The sequence below is a fragment of the Aeromonas lusitana genome (assembly GCF_002812985.1).
Lineage (GTDB): Bacteria > Pseudomonadota > Gammaproteobacteria > Enterobacterales > Aeromonadaceae > Aeromonas > Aeromonas lusitana.
Map to the genome: position 1 here is coordinate 105,634 of NZ_PGCP01000004.1, position 21,424 is coordinate 127,057.

Here is a 21,424-nt window from a genome sequence, read left to right on the forward strand (position 1 = left end):
ATGGGAGCTTTTTTGCAGGGATCCTGAAGCTGGGATCACTCTTCCAGGCTGATGCCTATGTTGGAGACGCCATCCTGGGCCGCAAACGTGCGGATCTCCAGAATACGGTCGCTGTCGCGCTCATGGGCAACCCGCTTGAGCAGCTCGACCTGGAACTCCAGCTCGGCTTCGATGTACTCGTGCTCGTACAGCTCTTCCTCGGTCAGCTCGCGTCCTTCCAGCATGTCGATGAAACCGGCCACGGTTCCCACCGAGGCATGGCTGGCATCTTCGGCCTCTTCACCCACCCGGCAGATCACCGAGTTGTAGGCGCAGCCCAGCGCCACGCAGGCATCCAGCGCAGGATAGGCACCATAGGATTCAAACTTGCCAGGCTCGGGAATATAGACCTCAAACGCCTCCAGAATGGCTCCCAGATTGACGCGGGATCCCTTCACCGTGAGGTAGTTCCACATCTGATCCAGAGCATGGCGAAACGCCTTGGCGTCGCCGAAACCGGCGGCCTGGGTAAACAGCGCATAGTTGGGGTACATGCGCTCCGCCAGCGCCAGGGTGTAGACGGTCTGTTGCCAAGGCTGTAACTCGGCCAGTCGCTTATAAAACTTGTCACCAAACACTGGAGTCGGATCCTTTGCAAAATGTGGGGCAGATTGTAGCCCACGAGGGACCCGGCGAAAACGAAAAAGCACCCTGGTCGGCTATCTTGCCCGATCAACTGGGGTAAGATGAGGACAGAACCTTCCTCCGCCGTGCCGTAAACATGATAAGGAACAAGAGTATGAGTCAACGTACCCTGCTTCTGCTCAGCCAGGACAACACCCATTATGAACGCCTGCTCAAGGCGGCCCATCTCCCCCATCTGCGCATTCTACGGGCCGACAACCAGCAAGAGGCCGAACGGCTGATCGGGGAGGCGCACATCCTGATGGCCGAGCCGGCCCGCGCCAAGCCCCTGCTGCCCAAGGCTGGCAAGCTCGGCTGGCTGCAATCCACCTATGCCGGGGTCGACGTGCTGCTGGACGCCAGCAGCCGCCGCGATTACCTGCTGACCAATGTGCGCGGCATCTTCGGACCGCTGATGAGCGAATACGTGTTTGGCCACCTGCTCAGCCTGACCCGCCAGCTGCCGCTCTATCGCGAACAACAGCAGCTCAAGACCTGGCAGAGCCACCCCTATCAGGGGCTCAGGGGCAAGACACTGCTGCTGCTCGGCACCGGCAGCATAGGCCAGCACATAGCCCACACCGGCAAGCACTTCGGCATGAAGGTGCTTGGCATCAGCCACAGCGGCCGTGAGCGAGCGGGCTTCGATCAGGTATATCAATTACCGGCACTGAACAAGATGCTGGCCAAGGCCGATGTCATCGTCAGCGTGCTGCCGGCGACCCGCGAGACCCGTCACCTGTTCACCTCCGAGCGCTTCAACCATTGCAAGCCGGACGCCATCTTCTTCAACGTCGGCCGGGGCAATGCCGTGCACGAAGGGGATCTGCTGGCGGCACTGCGCACCGGCAAGCTCGGCATGGCGGTACTTGACGTGTTCGAGCAGGAGCCCCTGCCCGCCGACAGCCAACTCTGGCATCAGCCCAATCTCATCATCACACCCCACAACAGCGCCTACAGCTTCCCGGAAGACGTGGCCCAGATCTTCATTCGCAACTACATCCGCTTCATCGACGGCCAGCAGCTCGATGGACGCATCGACTTCGACAAAGGCTACTGAGCCCAAACGGCAACAAAAAGGCCCCGCCAAACTGGCGGGGCCTTTTTCTATCCGGGAAAGAGGGAGGGTCAACCCGCCTCCATCTCCTGGCGATAGCTCTTCACCTTGGCGAGGAACTGGCGCTTGTCCTTGCCGCTCAAGGGCTCGGCCATCGGCAGCTTGACCTTCATGGGGTCCACCGGGCGGTTGTTGATCCGCACCTCATAGTGCAGGTGTGCACCGGTGGAGCGACCCGTGTTGCCGGAGAGCGCAATCTTGTCCCCCATCTTCACCTTCTGGCCTGGTTTCACCAGCAGCTTGCTCAGGTGCAGATAGCGGGTCATCAGGGTGCGGCCATGCTTGATCACCACATAGGTACCGGCCAGCGGGTGGCGGGTGGCCTTGAGCACGACACCGTCACCGGTGGCCATGACAGCTGTGCCCACCGGCAGGGCGAAGTCGGTACCCTCGTGGGGACGAACCTGCCCCGTGATGGGGTGGCGTCGGGCGGGGTTGAAGCTGGAGCTCACCCGATAACGGCTGTGGGTCGGATAACGGCGGAAGCCGCGCTCCAAACTGTTTGCCTCGCCGTCATAATAGTTGCCATCTTCCGACAGCCAGGCAGACACATTCTTGCCCTGGCTGAACACTTCGACTCCCAACAATTGGGTGTTGCCCGTACTCTTGCCCTCGACCGTCTCCTGACGCACCAGGACCTTGAACTTGTCACCCTTTTGCAGATCTTTGGCGAAGTTCATCCGCCACTGGAACAGGTTGGCAATCTTCTGGATGTGGTTCGCCGGGATCCCTGCATTGCGGGCGCTGACGTAGAAGCTGCCATTGATGACACCGTCATAACTCTTCTTCTGCCACACCACCTCTTCATTGAGCATGTTGGCGCTGTAGGTATCGTCGGTACGCTCCAGCACCAGGGTCTGCTTGATGTTCAGGCGGATCTTGAGCTGCTGCAGTATGTTGTCCTGATCGATCAGCAACTCTATGGTCTGGCCGGGCTTGAGGCGCGCCAGATTGTTCTTGGCGTCCGCATCCAGCACCTTGTAGAGGGTGGTGGTGGAGAGCCCAAGGTTGTTGAAGATGGTGGTCAGGTTTTCACCGTTACGCACCCTGTAATCCTGCCACTGGGGGGTGGCATCGGCCGGGATGTCATCTTCCGGGGCCGCGGCCTCCACCAGTTCGTGATCCGGGATGTCGTTGAAGTCGGTGTTGTCTTCATTGGTTGCTGTGCCAGTGGTGGCAATCGGCAACTCCAGACGCAATGGCCGCTCCAGGATGTCACCTGGGGCTGGCAAAACGGCTACCGCTGACAGCGTCATGGCCGTGAGCAATAGCATGGCGTAAAAATGCTTGCGGGGAACCGGGGGTTCCCAGTTGGCAGCCTGTGCTACCAAGGGACGGAGACGTTTCATCCGCTTTCCTGTCATTAGATCTAAGGGTGGTGTTAGTCGGTCTGTCTTTATGATTTTTTATTATTAAAACCAAATGTCTGGGTTTTAGACCTAAATACTTACAAAAAGTTCATAGCAATCTGCATGAACCTCACATTTTATGCATAACCTTCCTTTATGGGCAGAAATGATCGCCTCGATTAACCATTTTTTTCTATTTTTAAGAACCGGGTCCGGTTGTTTCCGGCCTTCAGCCGTCTGATGTTGCAAAAACATTTCCATGGAGTGGGTATGTCATTAGCAAGATTGTTAAATGTAATCATCCTGATCCTGTTCGCCGTCGGCGCCATCCTGCTGTTCATGCTGGAGATCACCACGGTACGGCAATCCATCCTCGATCAGATGTCGGCCAACCTGGAGACAGCCATCACGGCCCTCGGCCTGGTGCTGCAAGGCACCCTGCTCAACGATGACAAGGTGTTGGCAGAGACCATAGTCAACGCCATGTTCGATGGCGGCTTCGTCAGCTCGGTCACCCTGATGGATCCGGACGGACAACTGCTGTTCCAGAAGGCATTCCACACGGCGCAGCAGAACATTCCCGGCTGGCTGCCAACCGTCATCGCCATGCCGCCGGTCAAGGTGGAGCAGGAGCTCACCGATGGCTGGCGCATCCTGGGCACTCTCACCCTGGTGGGGCATGAGGGCTATGCCTACCAGCACCTGTGGAACGCCATCAGCCGCACCGGGATGGCGCTGCTCGGCGGCCTGCTGGTGCTGACCCTGATCATCCAGTGGGTCTGCAACCGCCTGTTGCGCCCCCTCGAGCAGGTCAATCTGCAACTGCTGCAGGTACGCAAACGCCAGTTCAGCGGCAACCTGCCCACCCCCTGGCTGCGGGAGTTGCAGGAAGTCGTGGCTTCCATCAATCAGCTGGTCTCCGAGCGCAAACGGGACCTGCTGCAACAGCGGCTCAAGATCACCCAGCTCGGCAAGCAGCTCGATACCTCCACTAGCCAACCCCTGATGGCATTGGCGGAGACCGCCAGCGGCATGTATCTGCAGCACTTCGTCTCCACTCAGGGGGAGATCCGGCTATACAGCCGGCTGTTGCCCCGCACACCACCGAGCACGGACAGCTCACCGGACGAGATCAAGGTCCTGCTCAACGCCTGGCTTGCCCAGAAGGCAGAGGGGATCCAGCTCCCCCTCAGCCTGCTTTCTCATCCCGATTGGGCGCAATTCGCCTCGTCGTTGACCAGCGGCAAGGGCAAGACCCTGGACTGGCGCTGGGATCTGACCAGCTTCCCGCCCTTGGCCGAGGAGCGGCTGACGGCCCTGCAAGCCCAAGGGGTCGAGATGGCATTTAGCAACGTGCCCATGAGCAACGACAACCTGACCAGACTCGATCCAGTCAAACCTGTCTTCATCAGCTGCCAGCTGACCCAGGCGCCGCTTTACTGGAACCTGCTCTCCCAGTGTCTGCATGCCTCCGGCTATACCCTGCTGGCGGAAGCCAGCGAGGTGAACGACATCGACACCCTGCGCAGCTGGGGCATCGACGGCTATGCCAGCCAGGAGGCATCATGAGACTCCCCTTATTGTTGCTCGCCCTGCTGTGGCAGCCCTTCTCCCAGGCCAATACCGTCGCCATCGGCACTGGGGGTGAACAAGGCATCTACTATCAGGTCATCAAGGAGTTCTGCCGACTGGCCAGCAAGAGTGACCCAGACCTGCAATGCAAACTGCAGGCCAGCTCGGGTTCCATCGAGAATCTGCGCATGCTGCAGGCTGGAGAAATCCCCTACGCTCTGGTGCAATCCGACTGGCTCTATCAGGCCAGCCATGGCAGCGGCCCCTTCACCAAACAACCCCAACCCGAGTTGAGGGCCCTCTTCGCGACCCATGCCGAACCTTTCACCATAGTGGTGCGAGCCGACGGCGACATCACCGGATTGGAGCAACTCAAGCTGGCTCCCATCGACATGGGGCTCAAGAGCTCGGGCACCCGCCAGACTGCCCTTGCACTGTTTTCCATACTGGGGGCCACCGAGCAGGATCTGGATCTGAAGAGCGTGGCCAACCAGGCCGAGGCGCTGTGCAGCAAGCAGATAGATGCCTATGGATTGGTCATGGGGCACCCGAACCGGATCGTGCTGGAGACGGCCAAGCGCTGTGCCATCCGCTTCCTGCCCATTGAGGGAGAAGCGCGGGATAAGCTGTTGCAGGGGGTAAAATTCTATCAACGCAGTCAGGTGCCGGCGCGCATCTATCCCGGCAACCTCAAGGCCACCCCCACCTTCGCCATCGCCGCTACCCTGGTGACCAATGCCAGCACGGCAGATGCCGACGTTTATCGCCTCACCAAAGCCATGCTGAGCCAGCAGACCAGTTTCAACGAGCAGACTTATGGCTACGCCAACCTGTTCCACAAGGCACGCAACAAGATTGGCCCTGTACTGAGCGTCGAGCAGCATCCGGGAGCAGCAAGGTATTTTGAGGAGTTGAAGGCGGCGGGCAAGTTATAGCTGACGGCGGGGGGCGCGCAGGTGTTCGCTGGAGAAACGGGTCTGCATCGAGGTCCACTGGGTCAGGCGATCGGCACTCCCCGCCAGCGTCCCCTCACGCCGTGACTTCATGATCCAGATGCTCTTGGCATCGAAGCTGTACACCGGCTGCAGATCGTTGCGTTTGCTGCCGGGCAGGATCCGGCCGTTGATGTTGTCGAGCACCAGAGGGTCGGACTTGGCGGTGGCGAAGTAGAGTGTCACCATGTGGAACTGGTTATAACGAATGGCCTTTACATAGGCCAGCCGCAGCTTCTTCTCGTCGACCCCCAGCTCCATCAGGGTGTAGTACTTGGAGATGCTGTAGTCCTCGCAGTCCCCGCCCCGGGCGCCGATGAACTCCAACGGATTGGCCCAGTAATCCTCCTCTCCCCACAGCTTGGGATCATCGCTATAGGTCAGGTTGTTGAAGTAGTTGTTCACCAGCTCCAGTTTCTGCTGATCCGTGGTGCCAGCCCTGGGTGTGAGCAGGCGGGAGAACGCCTCGGCACGTTGCAGTGCCCGACCACCGTAGACCTCCTGCAACTTGGCCTTGAGCTCGGGACTGGTGATGTAACTGGCCAGCTGGGAAGCCTGCAAGGGGGCACAGGCAAGTGCCACTATGCAGGCGGGAACAATCCATTTCATACCGGACACTCCATGTCATTCGCTGGAGGTCAGTATAGTCAGCCCTGACGGTCAGAAGACCGCGATCACCACCTTTAACGGCACTCGGCAAAGGCATCGGCCAGTTGCTGCATAAACTGCGGATAACCATCTGGTCCGAGTGGCACCTGTTCACCCACCTCATCCAACAAGAGCACCTTGGCCCCGGTGTTGCGTGCGACCGACTCGATCACCGCCGGGGAGAACTGCGGCTCGGCATAGATGCAGCTCGCCTGCTTCTCTTCCAGCGCCTTGCGGATCTCCACCAACGTCTTGGCGCCGGGGCGACGCTCCGGGCTCACGGTGAAGTGGCCCTTGGAACTCATGCCATAGTGGCGCTCCCAGTAGCCATAAGCCTCGTGGAAGACGAAGTAGCCCTTCTGGTTGACTGCCTTCATCTGCCCGGCGATGACCTTGTCCTTGGCCTCCACCTTGGCCTTGAAGGCCAGCAGATTGGCACGATAACGCTCGGCGTTGGCCGGATCCTGGGCACTCAATGACTCGCTCAGGGCCTGGGCTATTACCAGCGCCTGGGTCGGCCCCAGCCAGATGTGGGGATCGACCCCCTCATGATGATGTCCCTCATGGCCGTCATGATCATGATCCTCGTCGGCGTGCTCCTCATGCCCGGCCTGCTTGCTGTAGTCGAACAGCGGCATGCCCGGGACCTTGGTCAGGGTCAGCACGTGAGGGTGCTGGGCCAGCGGTTTGGCCATGAAGCCTTCCAGCTCGGGACCGACCCAGACCACCAGATCGGCCTCATTGATGCTGCGAATGTCGGAGGGGCGCAGGGCGAAGTCGTGGGGAGAGGCGCCGGTCGGCAGCAACACCTTGGGCTCACTCACCCCGTCGGTGATGGCAGCCGCGATGAAACCCAGGGGTTTGATGGTGGTCAGTACCTCGAGGGCACGAACGGGCAGACTCACCACCAGCAAGGCAGTGATCAGGGTAAGAATTCGCATAGAGATCTCGTCAGGAAGTGAGTGTGTGATAATATAACAAACCAATGCTGTTGTTATATTATAACTCTCACAGGCTGTAAACCCCGGAGCTGTCATGACCCAACTGGTGGAGCTAAAAGATGTCTGTCTCTCGTTTGACGGACGCTCAGTGCTCGACAAGGTCTCCTTTACCCTGAACAAAGGCAAAATCACCACGCTAGTCGGCCCCAACGGGGCGGGCAAGAGCACCCTGAGCAAGCTGGTGCTGGGCCTGCTCAGCCCGGATTCCGGCGAGATCCTGCGCCGGCGGGATCTGAGAGTCGGTTACGTGCCCCAGCGCCTCTATCTGGATCCCACCCTGCCGCTGACGGTGCGCCGCTTCCTGCAGCTCGGCAAGAATGGCCGTCTCTCCATCGAGGAGGCGCTCAATCGGGTCGGCGCCCAGGAGCTGCTGGACAACCGGATGCAGAAGCTCTCCGGTGGCGAGATGCAGCGGGTGCTGCTGGCCCGCGCCCTGCTGGTCAAGCCCGAGCTGCTGGTGCTGGACGAGCCGGTGCAAGGGGTCGACATCAGCGGCCAGATCGAGCTCTATGCCCTCATAGGCCGGCTCGCCGCCGAGCTGCACTGCGCCGTGCTGATGGTTTCCCACGATCTGCACCTGGTGATGGCCAGCACCCACGAGGTGATCTGCCTCAATCGCCATGTCTGCTGTCACGGCGAGCCGGAGAGCGTGGCCCGCCACCCCGAATTTGCCCGCCTGTTCGGGCGCCCGGAGCAGGAGGTGCTGGCGGTCTACACCCACCATCACCACTGCGATGGCGAACATCATCATCATGAACCGCAGGCCCCCGTCATCCGCCTGCCCTCTCGCAAGCAATAGGACATTTCAGTGGACAGCTTTCTGTTATACGCCCTCGCGGCCGGCCTCGGCATCGCCCTGCTGGCCGGCCCCCTCGGCAGCTTCGTGGTGTGGCGCAAGATGGCCTATTTTGGCGACACCCTCTCCCACGCCTGCCTGTTCGGGATCGCCCTCGGCATACTGCTGCAGGTGGATTTGACCCTGGCGGTGGTGGTCTGCTGCCTCGCCATGGCCATGCTGCTGGTGGTCATGAGCCGCAACCAGCAGGTGGCGACCGACACCCTGCTCGGCATCCTGGCTCACAGCGCCCTGTCCCTCGGTCTGGTGACCTTGAGTTTCATGGACAACGTGCGGGTGGATCTGATGGCCTACCTGTTCGGCGACCTGCTCTCGGTGCAACCCATGGATCTGCTCTGGATCTACGGCGGCGGCGCCCTGGTGCTGCTCACCCTGTGGCGGCTGTGGGACCCCCTGCTCTCCATGACCATCTCCGAGGAGCTGGCACGGGTGGAAGGGGTGCGGGTCGACGTGCTGCGCTGCGTGCTCATGCTGCTGATTGGCCTGGTGATCGCGGTGGCGATGAAGTTCGTCGGGGCGCTGATCATCACCTCACTGCTGATCATCCCTGCCGCCACCGCCCGGCGCTTCAGCCAGACGCCGGAGCAGATGGCGGGCCTAGCGGCACTGATCGGCTGCCTGGCGGTGCTGGGAGGGCTCAGCCTCTCCTGGTATCAAGATACCCCGGCGGGCCCTTCCGTCGTGGTCTGCGCCACTAGCCTGTTTGTGCTGAGCCAGTTCAAGAAAGCCTGAATCTCGGGTGGCCTGATCGTTGCTATCAGGCCACTCCAAATCTCGACCCCCCCCGTCGTGGTCTGTACAACGAGCCTGTTTGTACTGAGCCAGTTCAAGCGAGCCTAGATAGCAAAGGACCGGATAGGGGTAATCACCATCCCTATCCGGCCCTATAGCCATATTGCGCAACCATCCCACCTAAGGCAGTCGATTCGAACTGTTTTTCTGCAACCATGCAGTGTAACTCTCTCATCAAGCCTGACTGATGCTTTGCCTCGTCTCCATCATCAGCCATTGCCGCAAGCGGCTGATGGCGGGCTCGTGGGCCCGCGAGCGCTTGCAGGTGAAATAGAAGGCATCTCCCGTCACCAGCTGATGCACCGGCAGGGCCACCAGCTGGGGGTCGTCCGGTCGCAGCATGTAGTCGTTCACGAACGCCACCCCCTGATCCCAGGCCGCCGCCTCCATGGCCAGCAGCACGTGGCTGAAGTGGTGCATGCGCGCCTTCTCCGGGATCACCAGATCCCCCGCCTTGGCCCAGCGCTGCCAATCCTCCCCCCGCGCCTTGTAGATGGATTGCACCGACAGGAGCGGCAACTGCCAGATGGCCTCTGGCCACTCCCCTTCCACCTGCTGCAGTAGACGGCGGCTGCAGACCGGGAATAGCCGCTCCAGATAGATGAGATCGTGGCTGTAGCCACGGCCATGGGGGGCCACGGTAATAAAGCAATCCGCCACCCGATCGGAGAGCTCGGGATCCTCCGCCACCATCTCAAGGCTGAGATCCAGCTCGGGATAGAGCTGGCGCAACCCCGCCAGACGCGGGATCAGCCACTTGACCGCGAACGAGCTGTAGACCGCGAGCCGCAGCCGCATCTCGCCGCCCCCGCGCAGTTGCTCGCTGCTCTGGGCTATCTGGCCGAGGCCGGCCGCTATTCCCTCGAAGTAGATCTCCCCCTGCTGGGTCAGTGACAACAACCGGCCCTGACGCAGCAGCAGCCGCTCACCGAGGAAGTCTTCCAGCAATCGGATCTGGTGGCTGACCGCGCTCTGGCTGACGTTCAGCTCAAGGGCGGCGCGGGAGAAGCTGAGCAGGCGCGCGACCGCCTCGAAGTATTGAACGGCGCGTAAGGGGGGGAGCTTCATTATCTAAAATTCTCATAGATGATGATTTTTTATCATTTTACTGGATAACTAAGCCAGGGCTACCCTTCCTTCATCTAATGTGGGAGGTGGTATGAATGCAGTTGGGATCGGCATCCTCTATCTGGTGCTGGGTAACATGGTGGCGGTCTTCTCCGATGCCCTGGTGAAGGTGCTGGAGCCGGATCAGCCCGTGTTCCAGTTCGTCTTCTTTCGCCAGCTCTCCGCCGCCCTGTTACTGATGCCCTGGCTGCTCTGGTCCTGGCGCCGCAATCCGCCGGTCGCCATCAAGTGGCACCTGCTGCGGGCCCATATCTGGGCCATCGGCGTCTGCCTGATGGTGGTCGCCCTCACCCGCCTGCCCCTCGCCACCGCCAACGCCCTCTTCTACGCGGCGCCGCTCTTGATGGTGCCGCTCGCGGTCTGGCTGGCAGGAGAGGCGCTGTCACGCCAGAAGGTGTTGACGGCGCTGCTCGGCTTCATCGGGGTGCTGATCGTGCTGCGCCCGACCGAGGTGAACTGGGCGGCCCTCGCGGCCCTTGGGGTGGCCCTCTCCATGGCAGTCAACAACCTGCTGATCAAGCGCATTCCGCTCAAGCAGCCCATAGCCCAGACCCTGTTTTTCACCAATGTCCTGAGCATGCCCATCATATTGGCGCTAGCCTGGTGGGAGGGGGGCGCCTGGCAGTGGCAGATGTGGTGGCCCGCCTTCGGTTCGTCGGCACTGATCATGGTCTACGCCGGGCTCTGCGTGGTGGCCTATCGCAAGGCGGAGGCGAGCAAAATAGCCTCTGCGGAGTACACAGGGCTCTTGATGGCGGTCGTCATCGGGGTCTGGCTGTTCGACGAGCAGCCCGGTCTGCCGCTGCTGCTGGGGTGCCTGTGCATAGTGCTGCCCCTGGTCGCCATGGCCCGCAACAAGTCCAAACCGGTGGCCGAGCCCGCGACCTGAGTTTAATGACCAGAGGGTCACCCCAGCAGTGGGGTGACCCTTTGTTTAAGGTGCAGGATCACATCCTGCTCGAACCAGGGGTTCTTCTTGAGCCAGAGGGTATTGCGCGGCGAGGGGTGCGGCAGCGGCAGCCAGGCCGGGCCATAATCGGCCCAGTGTCTGACCGTCTCGGTGAGGGTGCCTTTAGCTGCCTTGCCCAGATAGTGATGCTGGGCGTACTGGCCGATAAGCAGGGTCAGCTCGATATTGGGCAGCAGCATCAGCACCTTGTCGTGCCAGGTGGGCGCGCACTCGGGACGGGGCGGCAGATCCCCGGACTTGCCCCGGCCCGGATAGCAGAGCCCCATGGGCATGATGGCGATGCGTGACTCGTCGTAGAAGGTCTCCTTGTCCACCCCGAGCCAGCGCCGCAATCGATCGCCGGACGGGTCGTCCCAGGGGATGCCGCTGGCATGAACCCGGGTGCCCGGCGCCTGGCCGATGATAAGCAGGCGGGCGCTCTCGGCCCCACGGATCACGGGTCTGGGGCCGAGCGGCAAATGGGCCTCGCACAGGCGGCAGCCCCGGATCTGTTCAAACAGGACGTCGAGTCGATTCATAGGGGCTATGGTAGCAGAGTTTTCACCCCGATCCCGCTTGTGAAACCGCCACCGGATACTTATCATGCGCGCACATTTGTTTAATTTAATAAACGGAATCTGATGAAGAACTGGATGGGCCCAGGCAGCGCCGCCCTCTCCTTCGTGCTCTGGGGCATGCTGCCGCTCTATTACCAGTTCATGCCCGAGGTCAGCATGTGGGAGCTGCTCTCCCACCGGGTGCTCTGGTCGGTCGTCCTGCTCGGCGGACTCTTCCTGCTGCTCGGCACGTCTGTGCCCTGGGCGCGCCTTCGCAGCGAGCCGCGCCAGCTCGGCCTCATCCTGCTGGCGGGCCCCGTCATGTCCATCAGCTGGTGCATGTTCACCTGGTGCCTGACCACGGGCCAGGTGCTGGCCACCAGCCTCGCCTTCTTCATGACGCCCCTGTTCAACATCGTGTTCGCCGTCCTCTTCCTCAAAGAAAGGCTCACCCCCCAGAAACACCTGGCGGTGGCCCTGGCGCTGGCCGGGCTCGCCTACATGCTGTTCTCCTACGGCGAGCTGCCCTGGTTCTCCCTCATCATGGGGGCCAACTTTGCCTTCTACGGCCTCATCAAGAAGAAGGTACGCTACGACGCCGGGGTCAGCCTCTATCTCGAGTCCCTGGTGCAGCTCCCCATCGCCCTGCTGGTCATCGGCTATCTGACCCTGCAGGGAACCAGCCTGTTCGCGGCCGGCGACTGGAGCGAGCGCCTGCTGTTGATGGGCAGTGCCCCCGCCACCCTGCTGCCGGTGGGGCTGTTCTGCTACGCGGTGGCCCGCACCCGCATGAGCACGGTCGGGCTCTTGCAATACATAGAGCCGAGCCTCGCCTTCCTGCTCGCCATCTTCTGGTTCGGGGAGACGCCGGATCCGGTGAAATCCGTGGGCTTCGCCTTCGTCTGGGCGGGCCTTCTGGTCAGCCTGCTGCCCCTTCATCGGCTCAGGCGCAGTCAGGTGCAGTGGAAAGAGTCATGACGACGGACGTTTGTACCGATAAACCTGCAAATAACTGGTTTATCTATCTGGTACGCACCCATAGTGGCGCACTTTACGCTGGCATCAGCACGGATCCGGACAGGCGTCTGCGCCAGCATCAGAGCGGCAAGGGGGCTCGCGCCCTGCGAGGCAAAGGACCCCTGGCCCTGGTGTGGCGCCAGCAAGTCGACGACAAGGGCCAGGCCCTGCGCCTCGAATATCGCCTCAAGCTGCAGAGCAAGGCCTTCAAGGAGCGGCTGGTACAAGACCCGGCCCTGTGGGATGAGTGGCAGAGATCCTGGCTGGCCAGCCTCCCCCAATCCGGCTCAGCCAGCCCGGCGCCATAAAAAAGGCCACCGCGAAGGTGGCCGGAAACGTGCCAGGGAGGCCTAACGATAGGGATTGGAGTGCCTGCGCCGGTTGCTGAGCAACCAGCACACCACCAGCAGCAACAGCAACCAGGGCGCCAGCTTGATGATGAGGGCAAACATGCCAGCCAGGGCGCCAAACAGCACGAAGACCCCGCTCACCAGCAGCATGGCCAACACTGTGAATCCGGTCAGCGCCATGGTCACCAGCACCAGCATTAAAACGATAAATTCCAGCATGTTATGCTCCTCACGCATCTCACTTGTTGGCGGGAAGACCCAAGGTCAATCCAGCCAGCGCTTCAACTCACGGCGCGGCGGCATGATGAGCACCGCCAGCAGATAGGCCGCCAGGGCCAGGGGCGGCACCAGGATCAGGGCGAGCAGCGCCACCACCCGCACCGTCACCCTGGAAAGCCCAAACCCGTTGGCAAGGCCGGCGCAGACGCCGGTCAGCTTGCGGTGGGCCAGGTCTTTCGACCAGGGGGTCATGATCACACCTCCACTTTCTGGCCCTTCAGACGGGCCAGTTCGCGTTCGATCTCGTCATTGAGTTCCAGCTCGCGGAACTGGGCCTCGAGGGAGGGGTTCTGCCCCAGGGTCGCCGCCTCCAGCTGGGCTTCCAGCTGATCCACCCGGCCCTGGAAGCCATCGAAACGAGCCATCAGCTCGTGCATGCGCTGGTTGTCCACCTGGGCACGGGCCCGGATCCGGCTGTGGGCGGTCTGCTCGCGCAGGGTCAGCATCTTCTGCTTCTCCCGCGCCTCGGTCAGCTTGGCCGCCAAGCGCTCGCTGTCGGCGGTCAGCTGTGCCAGCACCTCGGCCACTCTGGCCTTGTCCTGCTCCAGCTGTTCGCATTTCTTGACCTCTGCCAGCTTCTCGGTGAGGGCGGCGCGGGCCAGATCTTCGCGCCCCTTCTGGATGGCGAGCTCGGCCTTGGCGGACCACTCCTGGATCTGGTGGCGCAGCGCCTGTTGATGGCGCTCCAGCTGTTTCTGCTCGGCGATGACGCGGGCGGCCTGGGTTCTCATCTCGACCTGTACCTGCTCCATCTCCTCTATCATCAGCCGCAGCATCTTCTCCGGCTCTTCACTCTTGTCGAGCAGGCTGTGCAGGTTGGCGTTGATCACGTCGGTCAGGCGGCTAAATACGCTCATGGTCTGGCTCCTTGTTGATGGGATGTCACTCTCTCCCCATACCATTACAAGAGCCATGCCAAGATGATTTATCCTTTCTTTACAACTAGATGGGGATTATTGGTAGGAATTCAACAAGCAGATGATGGTGAAAAAAACCAATGAAGTGGTGATTTTCACCAATAAAAAAGGGAGCCTGCGGCTCCCTTTCTCTCTTCTCAGGCTCAGGCGGCCTTGTGATGACCGAGCCTGGCGTCCAGCTCCGCCAGCTTGGCCTCCATCCGGGCCCGGCAGTTGTCGGACAGCTCGCGAATGCCGGCGGCGCCATGCTCCTTGCTGCACACGGGGGGCAGCATCTCCAGCAGCACCTCGCCGTTGTCCCAACGGTTCAGATCCACCTGACCGAAGTAGCTGGAGCAGACGATGGGCACCACGGGCACCTCGGCCTGCACGGCGGTATGGAAGGCGCCGGCCTTGAACGGCAGCAGGCCGCGGCCCTGGGAGCGGGTCCCCTCCGGGAACATCCAGATGGAGGTACCACGGCTCTTGATGCGATCCACCACCTGGCCTATGGTGCCGATGGCGCGGGAGCGGTTGGATCTGTCGATCAGCACGTTGCCGGAGAGCCAGAAGATGAGGCCGAAGAAGGGCAGCCACAGCAGGCTCTTCTTGCCTACCGCCACCACGCCGGGCACCACGGCGCCGGTCACGGTGAAGATGTCGAAGTTGCTCTGGTGGTTGCAGACATAGACAGCCGGACCGACCGACTTGATCTCGTCCGGAATGGTGACCCTGACCTTGAGCCCGATCAGCGGGCAGACCGCATGATACATGCGGGCGAAGACATAGACGTTGTTGGGGTGGCGCGGGCGCACCAGACAGAGCAGCAGACCAAACACGAACCAGAAGACGAGCAGCAGGGTTAGCAGCAGCACACGGGCAAGTTTGAGCATCGAACACCTCGGAATTTAACTCGGCGCAGTATACTGGTCCCCCTTTTAGCGAACAAGCGTTCGCCAAACAGAACTGACCACCCCGGCCTCTCTCATCGGACGGGGAATGTCCCCCGGCTTGCCCCACCCGCCATTGGCCGTTAGGATGTGCCCATCGAGATGAATGAGGCGAGCATGATTCACCAACAACGCGTGGCGAAACGACTCCTGCTGCTGGTCTGCCTGCTGGTGCTCAATTGTGCGGCCCAGCCGCTGGCCCGGCTGGCCATGCTCGATCACGCCCTCAGCTGTCAGGCACTTCCCCCCCTTGGGGATGCCGAGGATCAGAATAGCGCCAAGTCCGGCAGCCCGCAGCCAAACAGCTGCCAGCTCAATGGCAAGTGGCTGAGCGCCGCTACCCTGCTCTGCGTCGAGCAGTTGTTCTTCGCCATCGCCCTGGTGATAGCCCTGTTGGCCCCGCTCTGGCGCCACACGCCCCCCTTGCCGCCCCCGAGGGTCATCTCGCCGCCCGAGCGGCGCCTGCACCTTCGTCTCTGCGTCTGGCGAGAATGAGTTCGACTGCTAGCCATTAGCCGTCATTCATTTTTGCGAGAGACTATCGATGTCAAATTTCTTCAAGGCAACCCTGTTACTGGGCTGCTTGCTGTGGCAATCCTCAGGGTTGGCCAGCGACACGGGCTGGCTCATCAGCCCCCAGAACGATCACGCCAAGGTCAGGCTGCAAGCCGATCGCAGCGACCCACAGCAGACCCGCGTTCTGCTCGACATAGCCCTGGAGTCGGGCTGGAAAACCTACTGGCACAGCCCGGGTGAAGGGGGCATAGCGCCCCAGATCCTGTGGGACGAGCCGGTCACGGACTTCCAGTGGCACTGGCCCGTGCCCCGCCACTTCGAGGTGGCCGGGCTCAGCACCCAGGGCTACCAGCGAAGCGTCAGCTTCCCCCTCAGCCTACGCCATCCGGCTGATGAGCAGCTCAGGGGCACACTGCGCCTCTCTACCTGCAGCAACGTCTGCATCCTGACCGATTACCCCTTCACCCTCGATGTGGATGGGAAGGCGCCCGCCGGTTTCGACTTCGCCTGGGCCAAGGCCATGAGCGCCCTGCCCCAATCCCTGCCAAGGGATATGGACGTCAGGCTCGGCTATCAGCACAACCAGCTGCAGATCCTGGCGGAGCGGGCGGATGGCTGGCAGGCTCCGGCCCTCTTTATCGATGCGCTGGAGGGAGCCGAATTCGGCAAGCCTGAGCTGGAGGTGCAGGGCAATACCCTGATAGCCCGGGTGCCGGTCAGCGATGGCTGGCAGGGGGATGCGCCGGATCTGCGTGGCAAGACGCTCGGCCTGCTGCTCACCAGTGGGGATCAGGCCTGGCAGGGCTCGGCCCCCATCGGCGCTCCCCTCCCCCTGCCCAGCCAGAGCAACTCGCTGATCTGGCTGCTGGGGGTGGCGCTGCTCGGCGGCCTCATCCTCAACCTGATGCCCTGCGTGCTGCCTGTGCTGGCCCTCAAGCTCGGCTCGGTGCTGCAACAGCAAGACCGGCAGCGAGGCGAGGTGCGCAAGCAGTTCCTCGCCGCCAGCGCCGGCATCCTCGCCTCCTTCTGGCTGCTGGCTGCCATGAGCACACTGTTGCGCGCCACCCAGGGCGCCGTCGGCTGGGGCATCCAGTTCCAGAGCGCCGGTTTCATCGGCTTCATGGTGGCGGTGACGGCGCTGTTTTGCGCCAACCTGCTGGGCCTGTTCGAGATCCGCCTGCCAAGCAGCCTCAGCACCCGGCTCGCCACCAGCGGCGGCAACGGCCTCGGCGGTCACTTCCTGCAGGGCAGCTTCGCCACCCTGCTGGCGACCCCCTGCTCTGCCCCCTTCCTCGGCACCGCCGTTGCCTTCGCTTTGGTGGCCCCGCTCGGGGAGCTCTGGCTCATCTTCACGGCGCTGGGGCTTGGCATGAGCCTGCCCTGGCTGCTGGTGGCGGCCCTGCCGCGCCTGGCGCTCTTGCTGCCAAAACCGGGGCGCTGGATGGGGCGACTGCGCATCCTGCTCGGCCTGATGATGCTGGGCTCCAGCCTCTGGCTGCTGAGCCTGCTCGGCAACCATCTGGGCACCATGGCCAGCCGCTGGCTGATGGCGGGCCTGCTGCTGGTCCTGCTGGTTGGCATCCTCTGGCGCTATGGCGTTCGCGGCGTCACGCTGGCACTGTCACTCTCGGCCCTGATCGGCGGCGCCCTGCTGCTGGGCAGCGCCTTCACGGTCACCGGCAGTGGCAACAGTGACAAGGTGGCCTGGCAACCCCTGTCGGAGGCTGCCATCCTGCAGGCATTGGCCCAGAACAAGCGGGTCTTCGTGGATGTCACCGCCGACTGGTGCGTGACCTGCAAGGCCAACAAATACAACGTGTTGCTGCGTGATGAGGTGCAAGAGGCCCTCTCGGCACCGGACCTGGTAGCCCTGCGCGGTGACTGGAGCAGACCCGACGACACCATAGCCGCCTTCCTGCGCAAGCGCGGAGCGGCCGCCGTGCCCTTCAACCAGATCTACGGCCCGGGTCTGCCGGCGGGAGAGACCCTCTCCCCCCTGCTCGACAAGGCCGACCTGCTCATCGTCTTGAAAAAAGCCGGCCTGGCGCCGGACAACGACCGAATCCAAGGAGAACAACCATGAAGCTGCGTACCCTGACCCTGATCGCCTCTCTCTCTGCCACCTTGCTGGCTCCGGCCCTGCATGCCGCCCCCTTCACCCCCGAGCAGGAGGCGCGCATCAAGGAGCTGATCCGCGAGACCCTGGTACAGAATCCCAAGATCCTCGACGAGGCGGCCGAATCCTGGGAGAAGCAGAATGCCGCAGCCCAGGAGGCCCAGCTCGGTGACTTTATCAAGGGTAACAAGGACGTGCTGTTCAACAGCGCCACCAGCCCGCGTCTGGGTGCCAAGAACCCCAAGCTGACCCTGGTGCTGTTCACCGACTACAACTGCCCCTATTGCAAGCAGTTCGATCCCCAGGTGACCAAGCTGCTCAAGGCCTATCCAAACGATCTGGGGCTGGTGATCAAGCTGTTGCCGTTCAAGGGGCAGACCTCCGCCAAGGCGGCTCAGTACAGCCTGACCCTGTGGCAACAGGATCCGGCCCGCTTCCTCACCCTGCACGACAAGCTGATGAGCAAGCAGGGCATACTGACCGAGGCGGACATCAACAAGGCCCTGGCCGCCACCGGCAATGTGGCCCTCAAGCCCGATGCCAAGGCCACCGAGGAGCTGCGCAACAGCCTGCGCATCGGCACACTCCTGGGCGTACAAGGCACCCCGGCGACGCTTATCGGCAACCAGCTGGTACCGGGTGCCCTCTCCTATGAGCAGCTGGATCAGCTGGTGAAAACCGAACTGGCCAAGTTGGGATAACCCATGACAGAGGCTGTTGTATCCAAGGCGCCCCGCTGGAAACGCTGGGGCAAGGAGGCGCTCTGGCTGCTGTTGATGGCGCTGGTCGTCTCCACCCTGCTGGATCTGTGGCGCGGCCCGACCTTGCCCGCCGGGGCCATGGAAGCCCCCTTCACCCTGCAAGATGACACGCGCACCAGTCTCGCCGAGCTGAGTCGGGACCAGCCGCTCTTGGTCTACTACTGGGCCAGCTGGTGCGGTGTGTGCCGCTTCACCACGCCAACGGTGGAGCAGCTATGGCAAGAGGGGGAAAACGTGCTGACGGTGGCGCTGCGCTCCGGCAACAACGCCCAGTTGCAGTTAGGCATGAGCAAGAAGGGCTTGAGCTTTCCCACCCACAACGATGAGCAGGGCAATCTCGCCGCCCGGTGGCAGGTCGGCGTCACCCCGACCTTCCTCATCATCAAGGATGGCAAGCTGACAAGCAGCACTACCGGCTGGAGCAGCCGCTGGGGACTGAAACTCAGGCTGCTGTGGGCGAGCTGGTAATGCGCCCGCAGATCCCGCAATGACAAGAGCCCGGTCACAAGACCGGGCTCTTTTTTATGGCATGGAATGGGCGGCACAAACGCCGTCTATTGCGTGGACTCCATCACCCGCTTCTCCAGATTGGCCTTGATGTCAGCCCGCTCGCTCTCGCCAATCACCCCATCCCCGTTCTTGTCCAGCCGCTCGAAGATCTTCTCCTGGCGCGCCATGAACTGCGCCTTGGTGGTATCCCCTCTCGGCTTGAGGTGACTCATCCGCTCGGGCACAGGCTTGCCCGCCTGCTTGATCACCTCTTCCACCTTGGCCAGGGTTGCCTCCTTCTCGGCGACCGAGAGCACACCATCCCCGTTCTTGTCCTGCATGGCGAAGCGTTGCTCGGCCCGCTCCATGAACTGCCCCTTGGTGATGTCGCCTATCATGGGGACGACCGGCAGCGAATCGACGGCGAAGGCGACACTGCTCACGAGCGCGAGGGAGAGAAGACAAGGTTTGAACATGCTGATGATTCCTTATGCTGACCCGTTCTGACGGTGCCTGATGGATGCCGATCGAGCCGTGACGCCGGCCGATCCCTGCGGTTGGGCAACGTGGTGGCGAAAGAGTTCCAGCCCGTCACCCCTTCTGCCAGTGTAGCTCCGCTGGCGGGCACGGCGCCGGATCCCGCGCCAACTCCCGTTTGGCTTCTTTTCGCGCAAGGTGGCGGCACTTTCATGGCGGCGGCGCTTTGTTTCCGTTAAAATGACGGGTTTTTACCGTGCCTGGTTCCCCAAGCCCTCCGGCGCCAGCATTGTGACTCTGATGATGCCAGTGATGCAGGATCTGCCATGAACAACTACTTTCGGGTGCTGGGCGTCAAGTCCAACGCCAGCGAAAACGACATCAAGAAAGCCTATCGACGGCTCTCCAACCAGTACCACCCCGACAAGCTGATCGGGGCGAGTGAAGAACAACAAGAGCAGGCAGCCATCCGGCTGCATCAGGTGAAGAAGGCCTATGAAGTGCTTTCCGATCCCAAGGCGCGCGCCGCTTTTATCAAAGATTTCAACAACGTCATCGTGACCGATCCCGCTGCTGCCATGCAGGAGATGTGGGACCAATTCTACCCCTGAGGCTGATATGCAAAAAAAATGGGACCAGGCGCGGCTCAAGGCGCTGCAAAGCGATGCCGGCGAAAACATCGAATCCTACCGGGATCAGGATCAGCCCAAGGCGCTGGAACAGTTCACCGGCAAGATGAAGGCCCTGCTGCTGGCGGATATCAGCATGCTGGAGTTCATGCCCGAATACCTGCCGCTGGCCCTCTATGGCCGGGTGCAGTTTCCCCCCAAGGCCAAGGCGCTGTGGAGCGGCTGGCTCGGTAGCGGCCTCCAGCCCTCCTGGGACGAGTTCAAGGTGTCAGTGGCGTTCAACAATGCCGACCTGCCCCTGGTCAAGGCGGTGCGGGCCCAGAGCGAGGAGCAGCTCATCGAGGCCTGCGCCGTGGTCTATCTGCTGGACAACCCCATGCCCCGCGGCGGCCGTCATGCCGATGATGACTATGAGCTGCGCGACGAGGATGACGAGGACGGGGAAGATGCCGACGCCGACTACCATGGTGGTGATGGAGAGGAAGACGATCGGGACATGTACGACGAAGTGCGTTTCTAATTGGGGCCAGCAGTGGATAAGAGCATGAGCAATAGTCTGATAGAAATTACCGCCATCGAGATCAAAGAGCTGGCGGTGATCGAGCCGAAACAGGCCAGCGAGAAGTTCGAGCTGATCGCCAAGACCATGTCCGACGAGCAGTTGGCCGAAGTCATTGAAAACATTGATATCGTCACCCTGACCCAGATCAATGGCCAGCACGACATCTCTTTCCCGTCCATCATCTCCGAGCTGATGACCCCGGAGCGGATCCGCGACATCGTCTGCCAGCAGCCCCTCTACTGGGAAGAGGCTATCAAGAACAACGCCGACGAGCTGCAGCAGCACACCTTCGATTTCCTCAACTACCTGATCCGCACCCAGGACAGCGAGGCCAAGCAGCGGGAGATCCTGGAGTGCATCGCCGAGGATCCGGCCGGTCTTTTCTACCTCGCCATCCCCTTCATCGAGTTCTATCGCGGCGATCGCTACGAGGATGACGAAGGCTATCGCGACGTGCTGCACGCCGAGGAGGAAGATCTCGAGGAGTCCCTGCGCTACAGCGAGCGCCAGCAGGCCGAGGGCACCCACGACTACTCCCTGGATGACCCGCGCAGCCTGTTGATGCTCATTCGCGAGCAGGCCCCCGAGGTGGAGAAAGCCATCAAGTCCCTGCTGCGCAATGAGCACTCCTCCTGGGATGGCATCATCAACAAGTTCGCCGCCGAACTGGTGATGCAGGCCAAGGAGAAGAACAAGGTCGAGGAAGACGAGTACGGCGACGTCGACGACATGTTCAGCTTCCTGGATTGAGGTAGAGA

The 21,424-nt window shown here is 61.8% G+C and carries 26 protein-coding genes; 15 read left to right on the forward strand and 11 right to left on the reverse strand.

Annotated features, from left to right (window positions below; genetic code table 11):
- Positions 1-35: 35 nt before the first annotated feature.
- Positions 36-617 carry a YjaG family protein gene (locus CUC44_RS03690; RefSeq protein WP_100858634.1) on the reverse strand — a complete coding sequence of 194 codons (582 nt, stop codon included), beginning with the start codon at positions 615-617 and terminating at the stop codon, positions 36-38.
- Between the two features lie 161 nt (positions 618-778).
- On the opposite strand from CUC44_RS03690, the gene CUC44_RS03695 reads away from it, so the two are divergent.
- Complete coding sequence (locus CUC44_RS03695; RefSeq protein ID WP_100858635.1) at positions 779-1,723, forward strand: D-2-hydroxyacid dehydrogenase; 945 nt, start codon at positions 779-781, stop codon at positions 1,721-1,723.
- Between the two features lie 68 nt (positions 1,724-1,791).
- Here CUC44_RS03695 and mepM read toward each other — a convergent pair whose 3' ends face one another.
- Positions 1,792-3,129, reverse strand: a complete 1,338-nt coding sequence (mepM, locus tag CUC44_RS03700) for a murein DD-endopeptidase MepM (RefSeq protein WP_100858636.1) — start codon at positions 3,127-3,129, stop codon at positions 1,792-1,794.
- 270 nt (positions 3,130-3,399) lie between these two features.
- On the opposite strand from mepM, the gene CUC44_RS03705 reads away from it, so the two are divergent.
- Both CUC44_RS03705 and CUC44_RS03710 read left to right on the forward strand, forming a co-directional pair.
- Complete coding sequence (locus CUC44_RS03705; RefSeq protein ID WP_100858637.1) at positions 3,400-4,698, forward strand: LapD/MoxY N-terminal periplasmic domain-containing protein; 1,299 nt, start codon at positions 3,400-3,402, stop codon at positions 4,696-4,698.
- A complete protein-coding gene (locus CUC44_RS03710; protein WP_100858638.1) occupies positions 4,695-5,636 on the forward strand; it encodes a TAXI family TRAP transporter solute-binding subunit in 942 nt (313 codons plus the stop codon). Before CUC44_RS03705 ends, CUC44_RS03710 begins: the two co-directional genes overlap by 4 nt.
- Here the strand turns inward: CUC44_RS03710 and CUC44_RS03715 are convergent.
- Together CUC44_RS03715 and znuA are read right to left on the reverse strand one after the other, a co-directional pair.
- Positions 5,631-6,302: a transglutaminase-like cysteine peptidase gene (locus tag CUC44_RS03715; protein ID WP_100858639.1), complete on the reverse strand. Its 672-nt coding sequence runs from the start codon at positions 6,300-6,302 to the stop codon at positions 5,631-5,633. The genes CUC44_RS03710 and CUC44_RS03715 overlap by 6 nt on opposite strands.
- A gap of 74 nt (positions 6,303-6,376) precedes the next feature.
- Entirely contained in the window at positions 6,377-7,282 is a 906-nt protein-coding gene (gene znuA, locus CUC44_RS03720; protein WP_100858640.1) for a zinc ABC transporter substrate-binding protein ZnuA, read from the reverse strand.
- 94 nt (positions 7,283-7,376) lie between these two features.
- On the opposite strand from znuA, the gene znuC reads away from it, so the two are divergent.
- Entirely contained in the window at positions 7,377-8,141 is a 765-nt protein-coding gene (gene znuC, locus CUC44_RS03725) for a zinc ABC transporter ATP-binding protein ZnuC (RefSeq protein ID WP_100858641.1), read from the forward strand.
- Between the two features lie 9 nt (positions 8,142-8,150).
- The gene (znuB, locus tag CUC44_RS03730) at positions 8,151-8,930 is read left to right on the forward strand and encodes a zinc ABC transporter permease subunit ZnuB (RefSeq protein WP_100858642.1); all 780 of its coding nucleotides are present in this window, start codon (positions 8,151-8,153) and stop codon (positions 8,928-8,930) included.
- A 234-nt stretch (positions 8,931-9,164) separates the two neighbouring features.
- On the opposite strand, the gene CUC44_RS03735 is transcribed toward znuB, so the two are convergent.
- Positions 9,165-10,058, reverse strand: a complete 894-nt coding sequence (locus CUC44_RS03735) for a LysR substrate-binding domain-containing protein (RefSeq protein ID WP_100858643.1) — start codon at positions 10,056-10,058, stop codon at positions 9,165-9,167.
- 91 nt (positions 10,059-10,149) lie between these two features.
- Here CUC44_RS03735 and CUC44_RS03740 point away from each other — a divergent pair, with 91 nt between their 5' ends.
- Complete coding sequence (locus CUC44_RS03740) at positions 10,150-11,007, forward strand: DMT family transporter (protein WP_100858644.1); 858 nt, start codon at positions 10,150-10,152, stop codon at positions 11,005-11,007.
- Between the two features lie 17 nt (positions 11,008-11,024).
- Here CUC44_RS03740 and CUC44_RS03745 read toward each other — a convergent pair whose 3' ends face one another.
- Positions 11,025-11,606, reverse strand: a complete 582-nt coding sequence (locus tag CUC44_RS03745; RefSeq protein WP_100858645.1) for a uracil-DNA glycosylase family protein — start codon at positions 11,604-11,606, stop codon at positions 11,025-11,027.
- Between the two features lie 102 nt (positions 11,607-11,708).
- Here CUC44_RS03745 and rarD point away from each other — a divergent pair, with 102 nt between their 5' ends.
- Entirely contained in the window at positions 11,709-12,602 is an 894-nt protein-coding gene (gene rarD, locus CUC44_RS03750) for an EamA family transporter RarD (RefSeq protein WP_100858646.1), read from the forward strand.
- A complete protein-coding gene (locus CUC44_RS03755; protein ID WP_100858647.1) occupies positions 12,599-12,949 on the forward strand; it encodes a GIY-YIG nuclease family protein in 351 nt (116 codons plus the stop codon). The genes rarD and CUC44_RS03755 overlap by 4 nt, the downstream gene beginning before the upstream one ends.
- A 42-nt stretch (positions 12,950-12,991) precedes the next feature.
- Here the strand turns inward: CUC44_RS03755 and pspG are convergent, their stop codons facing one another.
- The 4 genes from pspG to CUC44_RS03775 all read right to left on the reverse strand — a co-directional run bounded on the left by pspG (position 12,992) and on the right by CUC44_RS03775 (position 15,059).
- Positions 12,992-13,210 carry an envelope stress response protein PspG gene (gene pspG, locus CUC44_RS03760; protein WP_100858648.1) on the reverse strand — a complete coding sequence of 73 codons (219 nt, stop codon included), beginning with the start codon at positions 13,208-13,210 and terminating at the stop codon, positions 12,992-12,994.
- A 45-nt stretch (positions 13,211-13,255) separates the two neighbouring features.
- A complete protein-coding gene (locus CUC44_RS03765; protein WP_100858649.1) occupies positions 13,256-13,462 on the reverse strand; it encodes a PspC domain-containing protein in 207 nt (68 codons plus the stop codon).
- A gap of 2 nt (positions 13,463-13,464) precedes the next feature.
- Complete coding sequence (pspA, locus tag CUC44_RS03770; RefSeq protein ID WP_100858650.1) at positions 13,465-14,127, reverse strand: phage shock protein PspA; 663 nt, start codon at positions 14,125-14,127, stop codon at positions 13,465-13,467.
- A 203-nt stretch (positions 14,128-14,330) separates the two neighbouring features.
- Positions 14,331-15,059: a 1-acylglycerol-3-phosphate O-acyltransferase gene (locus tag CUC44_RS03775; RefSeq protein WP_100858651.1), complete on the reverse strand. Its 729-nt coding sequence runs from the start codon at positions 15,057-15,059 to the stop codon at positions 14,331-14,333.
- Between the two features lie 174 nt (positions 15,060-15,233).
- On the opposite strand from CUC44_RS03775, the gene CUC44_RS03780 reads away from it, so the two are divergent.
- Genes CUC44_RS03780 through CUC44_RS03795 form a run of 4 tightly spaced genes read left to right on the forward strand, consistent with a single transcriptional unit; the run spans position 15,234 to position 18,977 of the window.
- Positions 15,234-15,611 carry a hypothetical protein gene (locus tag CUC44_RS03780; RefSeq protein ID WP_100858652.1) on the forward strand — a complete coding sequence of 126 codons (378 nt, stop codon included), beginning with the start codon at positions 15,234-15,236 and terminating at the stop codon, positions 15,609-15,611.
- 49 nt (positions 15,612-15,660) lie between these two features.
- Positions 15,661-17,715: a protein-disulfide reductase DsbD family protein gene (locus CUC44_RS03785; RefSeq protein ID WP_100858653.1), complete on the forward strand. Its 2,055-nt coding sequence runs from the start codon at positions 15,661-15,663 to the stop codon at positions 17,713-17,715.
- Positions 17,712-18,449 carry a DsbA family protein gene (locus CUC44_RS03790; RefSeq protein ID WP_100858654.1) on the forward strand — a complete coding sequence of 246 codons (738 nt, stop codon included), beginning with the start codon at positions 17,712-17,714 and terminating at the stop codon, positions 18,447-18,449. The genes CUC44_RS03785 and CUC44_RS03790 overlap by 4 nt, the downstream gene beginning before the upstream one ends.
- A 3-nt stretch (positions 18,450-18,452) precedes the next feature.
- Positions 18,453-18,977, forward strand: a complete 525-nt coding sequence (locus CUC44_RS03795; protein WP_100858655.1) for a protein disulfide oxidoreductase — start codon at positions 18,453-18,455, stop codon at positions 18,975-18,977.
- 86 nt (positions 18,978-19,063) lie between these two features.
- Here CUC44_RS03795 and CUC44_RS03800 read toward each other — a convergent pair whose 3' ends face one another.
- Positions 19,064-19,474 (reverse strand): EF-hand domain-containing protein, encoded by a 411-nt coding sequence (locus CUC44_RS03800; protein ID WP_100858656.1) that lies wholly within the window; start codon positions 19,472-19,474, stop codon positions 19,064-19,066.
- A 327-nt stretch (positions 19,475-19,801) separates the two neighbouring features.
- Between CUC44_RS03800 and atcJ the strand changes: the two genes are divergently transcribed.
- Genes atcJ through atcB form a run of 3 tightly spaced genes read left to right on the forward strand, consistent with a single transcriptional unit; the run spans position 19,802 to position 21,416 of the window.
- A complete protein-coding gene (atcJ, locus tag CUC44_RS03805) occupies positions 19,802-20,086 on the forward strand; it encodes a cold adaptation protein ActJcold adaptation protein ActJ (RefSeq protein WP_100858657.1) in 285 nt (94 codons plus the stop codon).
- A 7-nt stretch (positions 20,087-20,093) separates the two neighbouring features.
- Entirely contained in the window at positions 20,094-20,624 is a 531-nt protein-coding gene (gene atcA, locus CUC44_RS03810) for a cold adaptation protein AtcA (protein ID WP_100858658.1), read from the forward strand.
- A 24-nt stretch (positions 20,625-20,648) separates the two neighbouring features.
- On the forward strand, positions 20,649-21,416 hold the full coding sequence (atcB, locus tag CUC44_RS03815) for a cold adaptation protein AtcB (protein ID WP_100858659.1): 768 nt from the start codon (positions 20,649-20,651) through the stop codon (positions 21,414-21,416).
- The last annotated feature ends 8 nt before the right edge of the window (positions 21,417-21,424 follow it).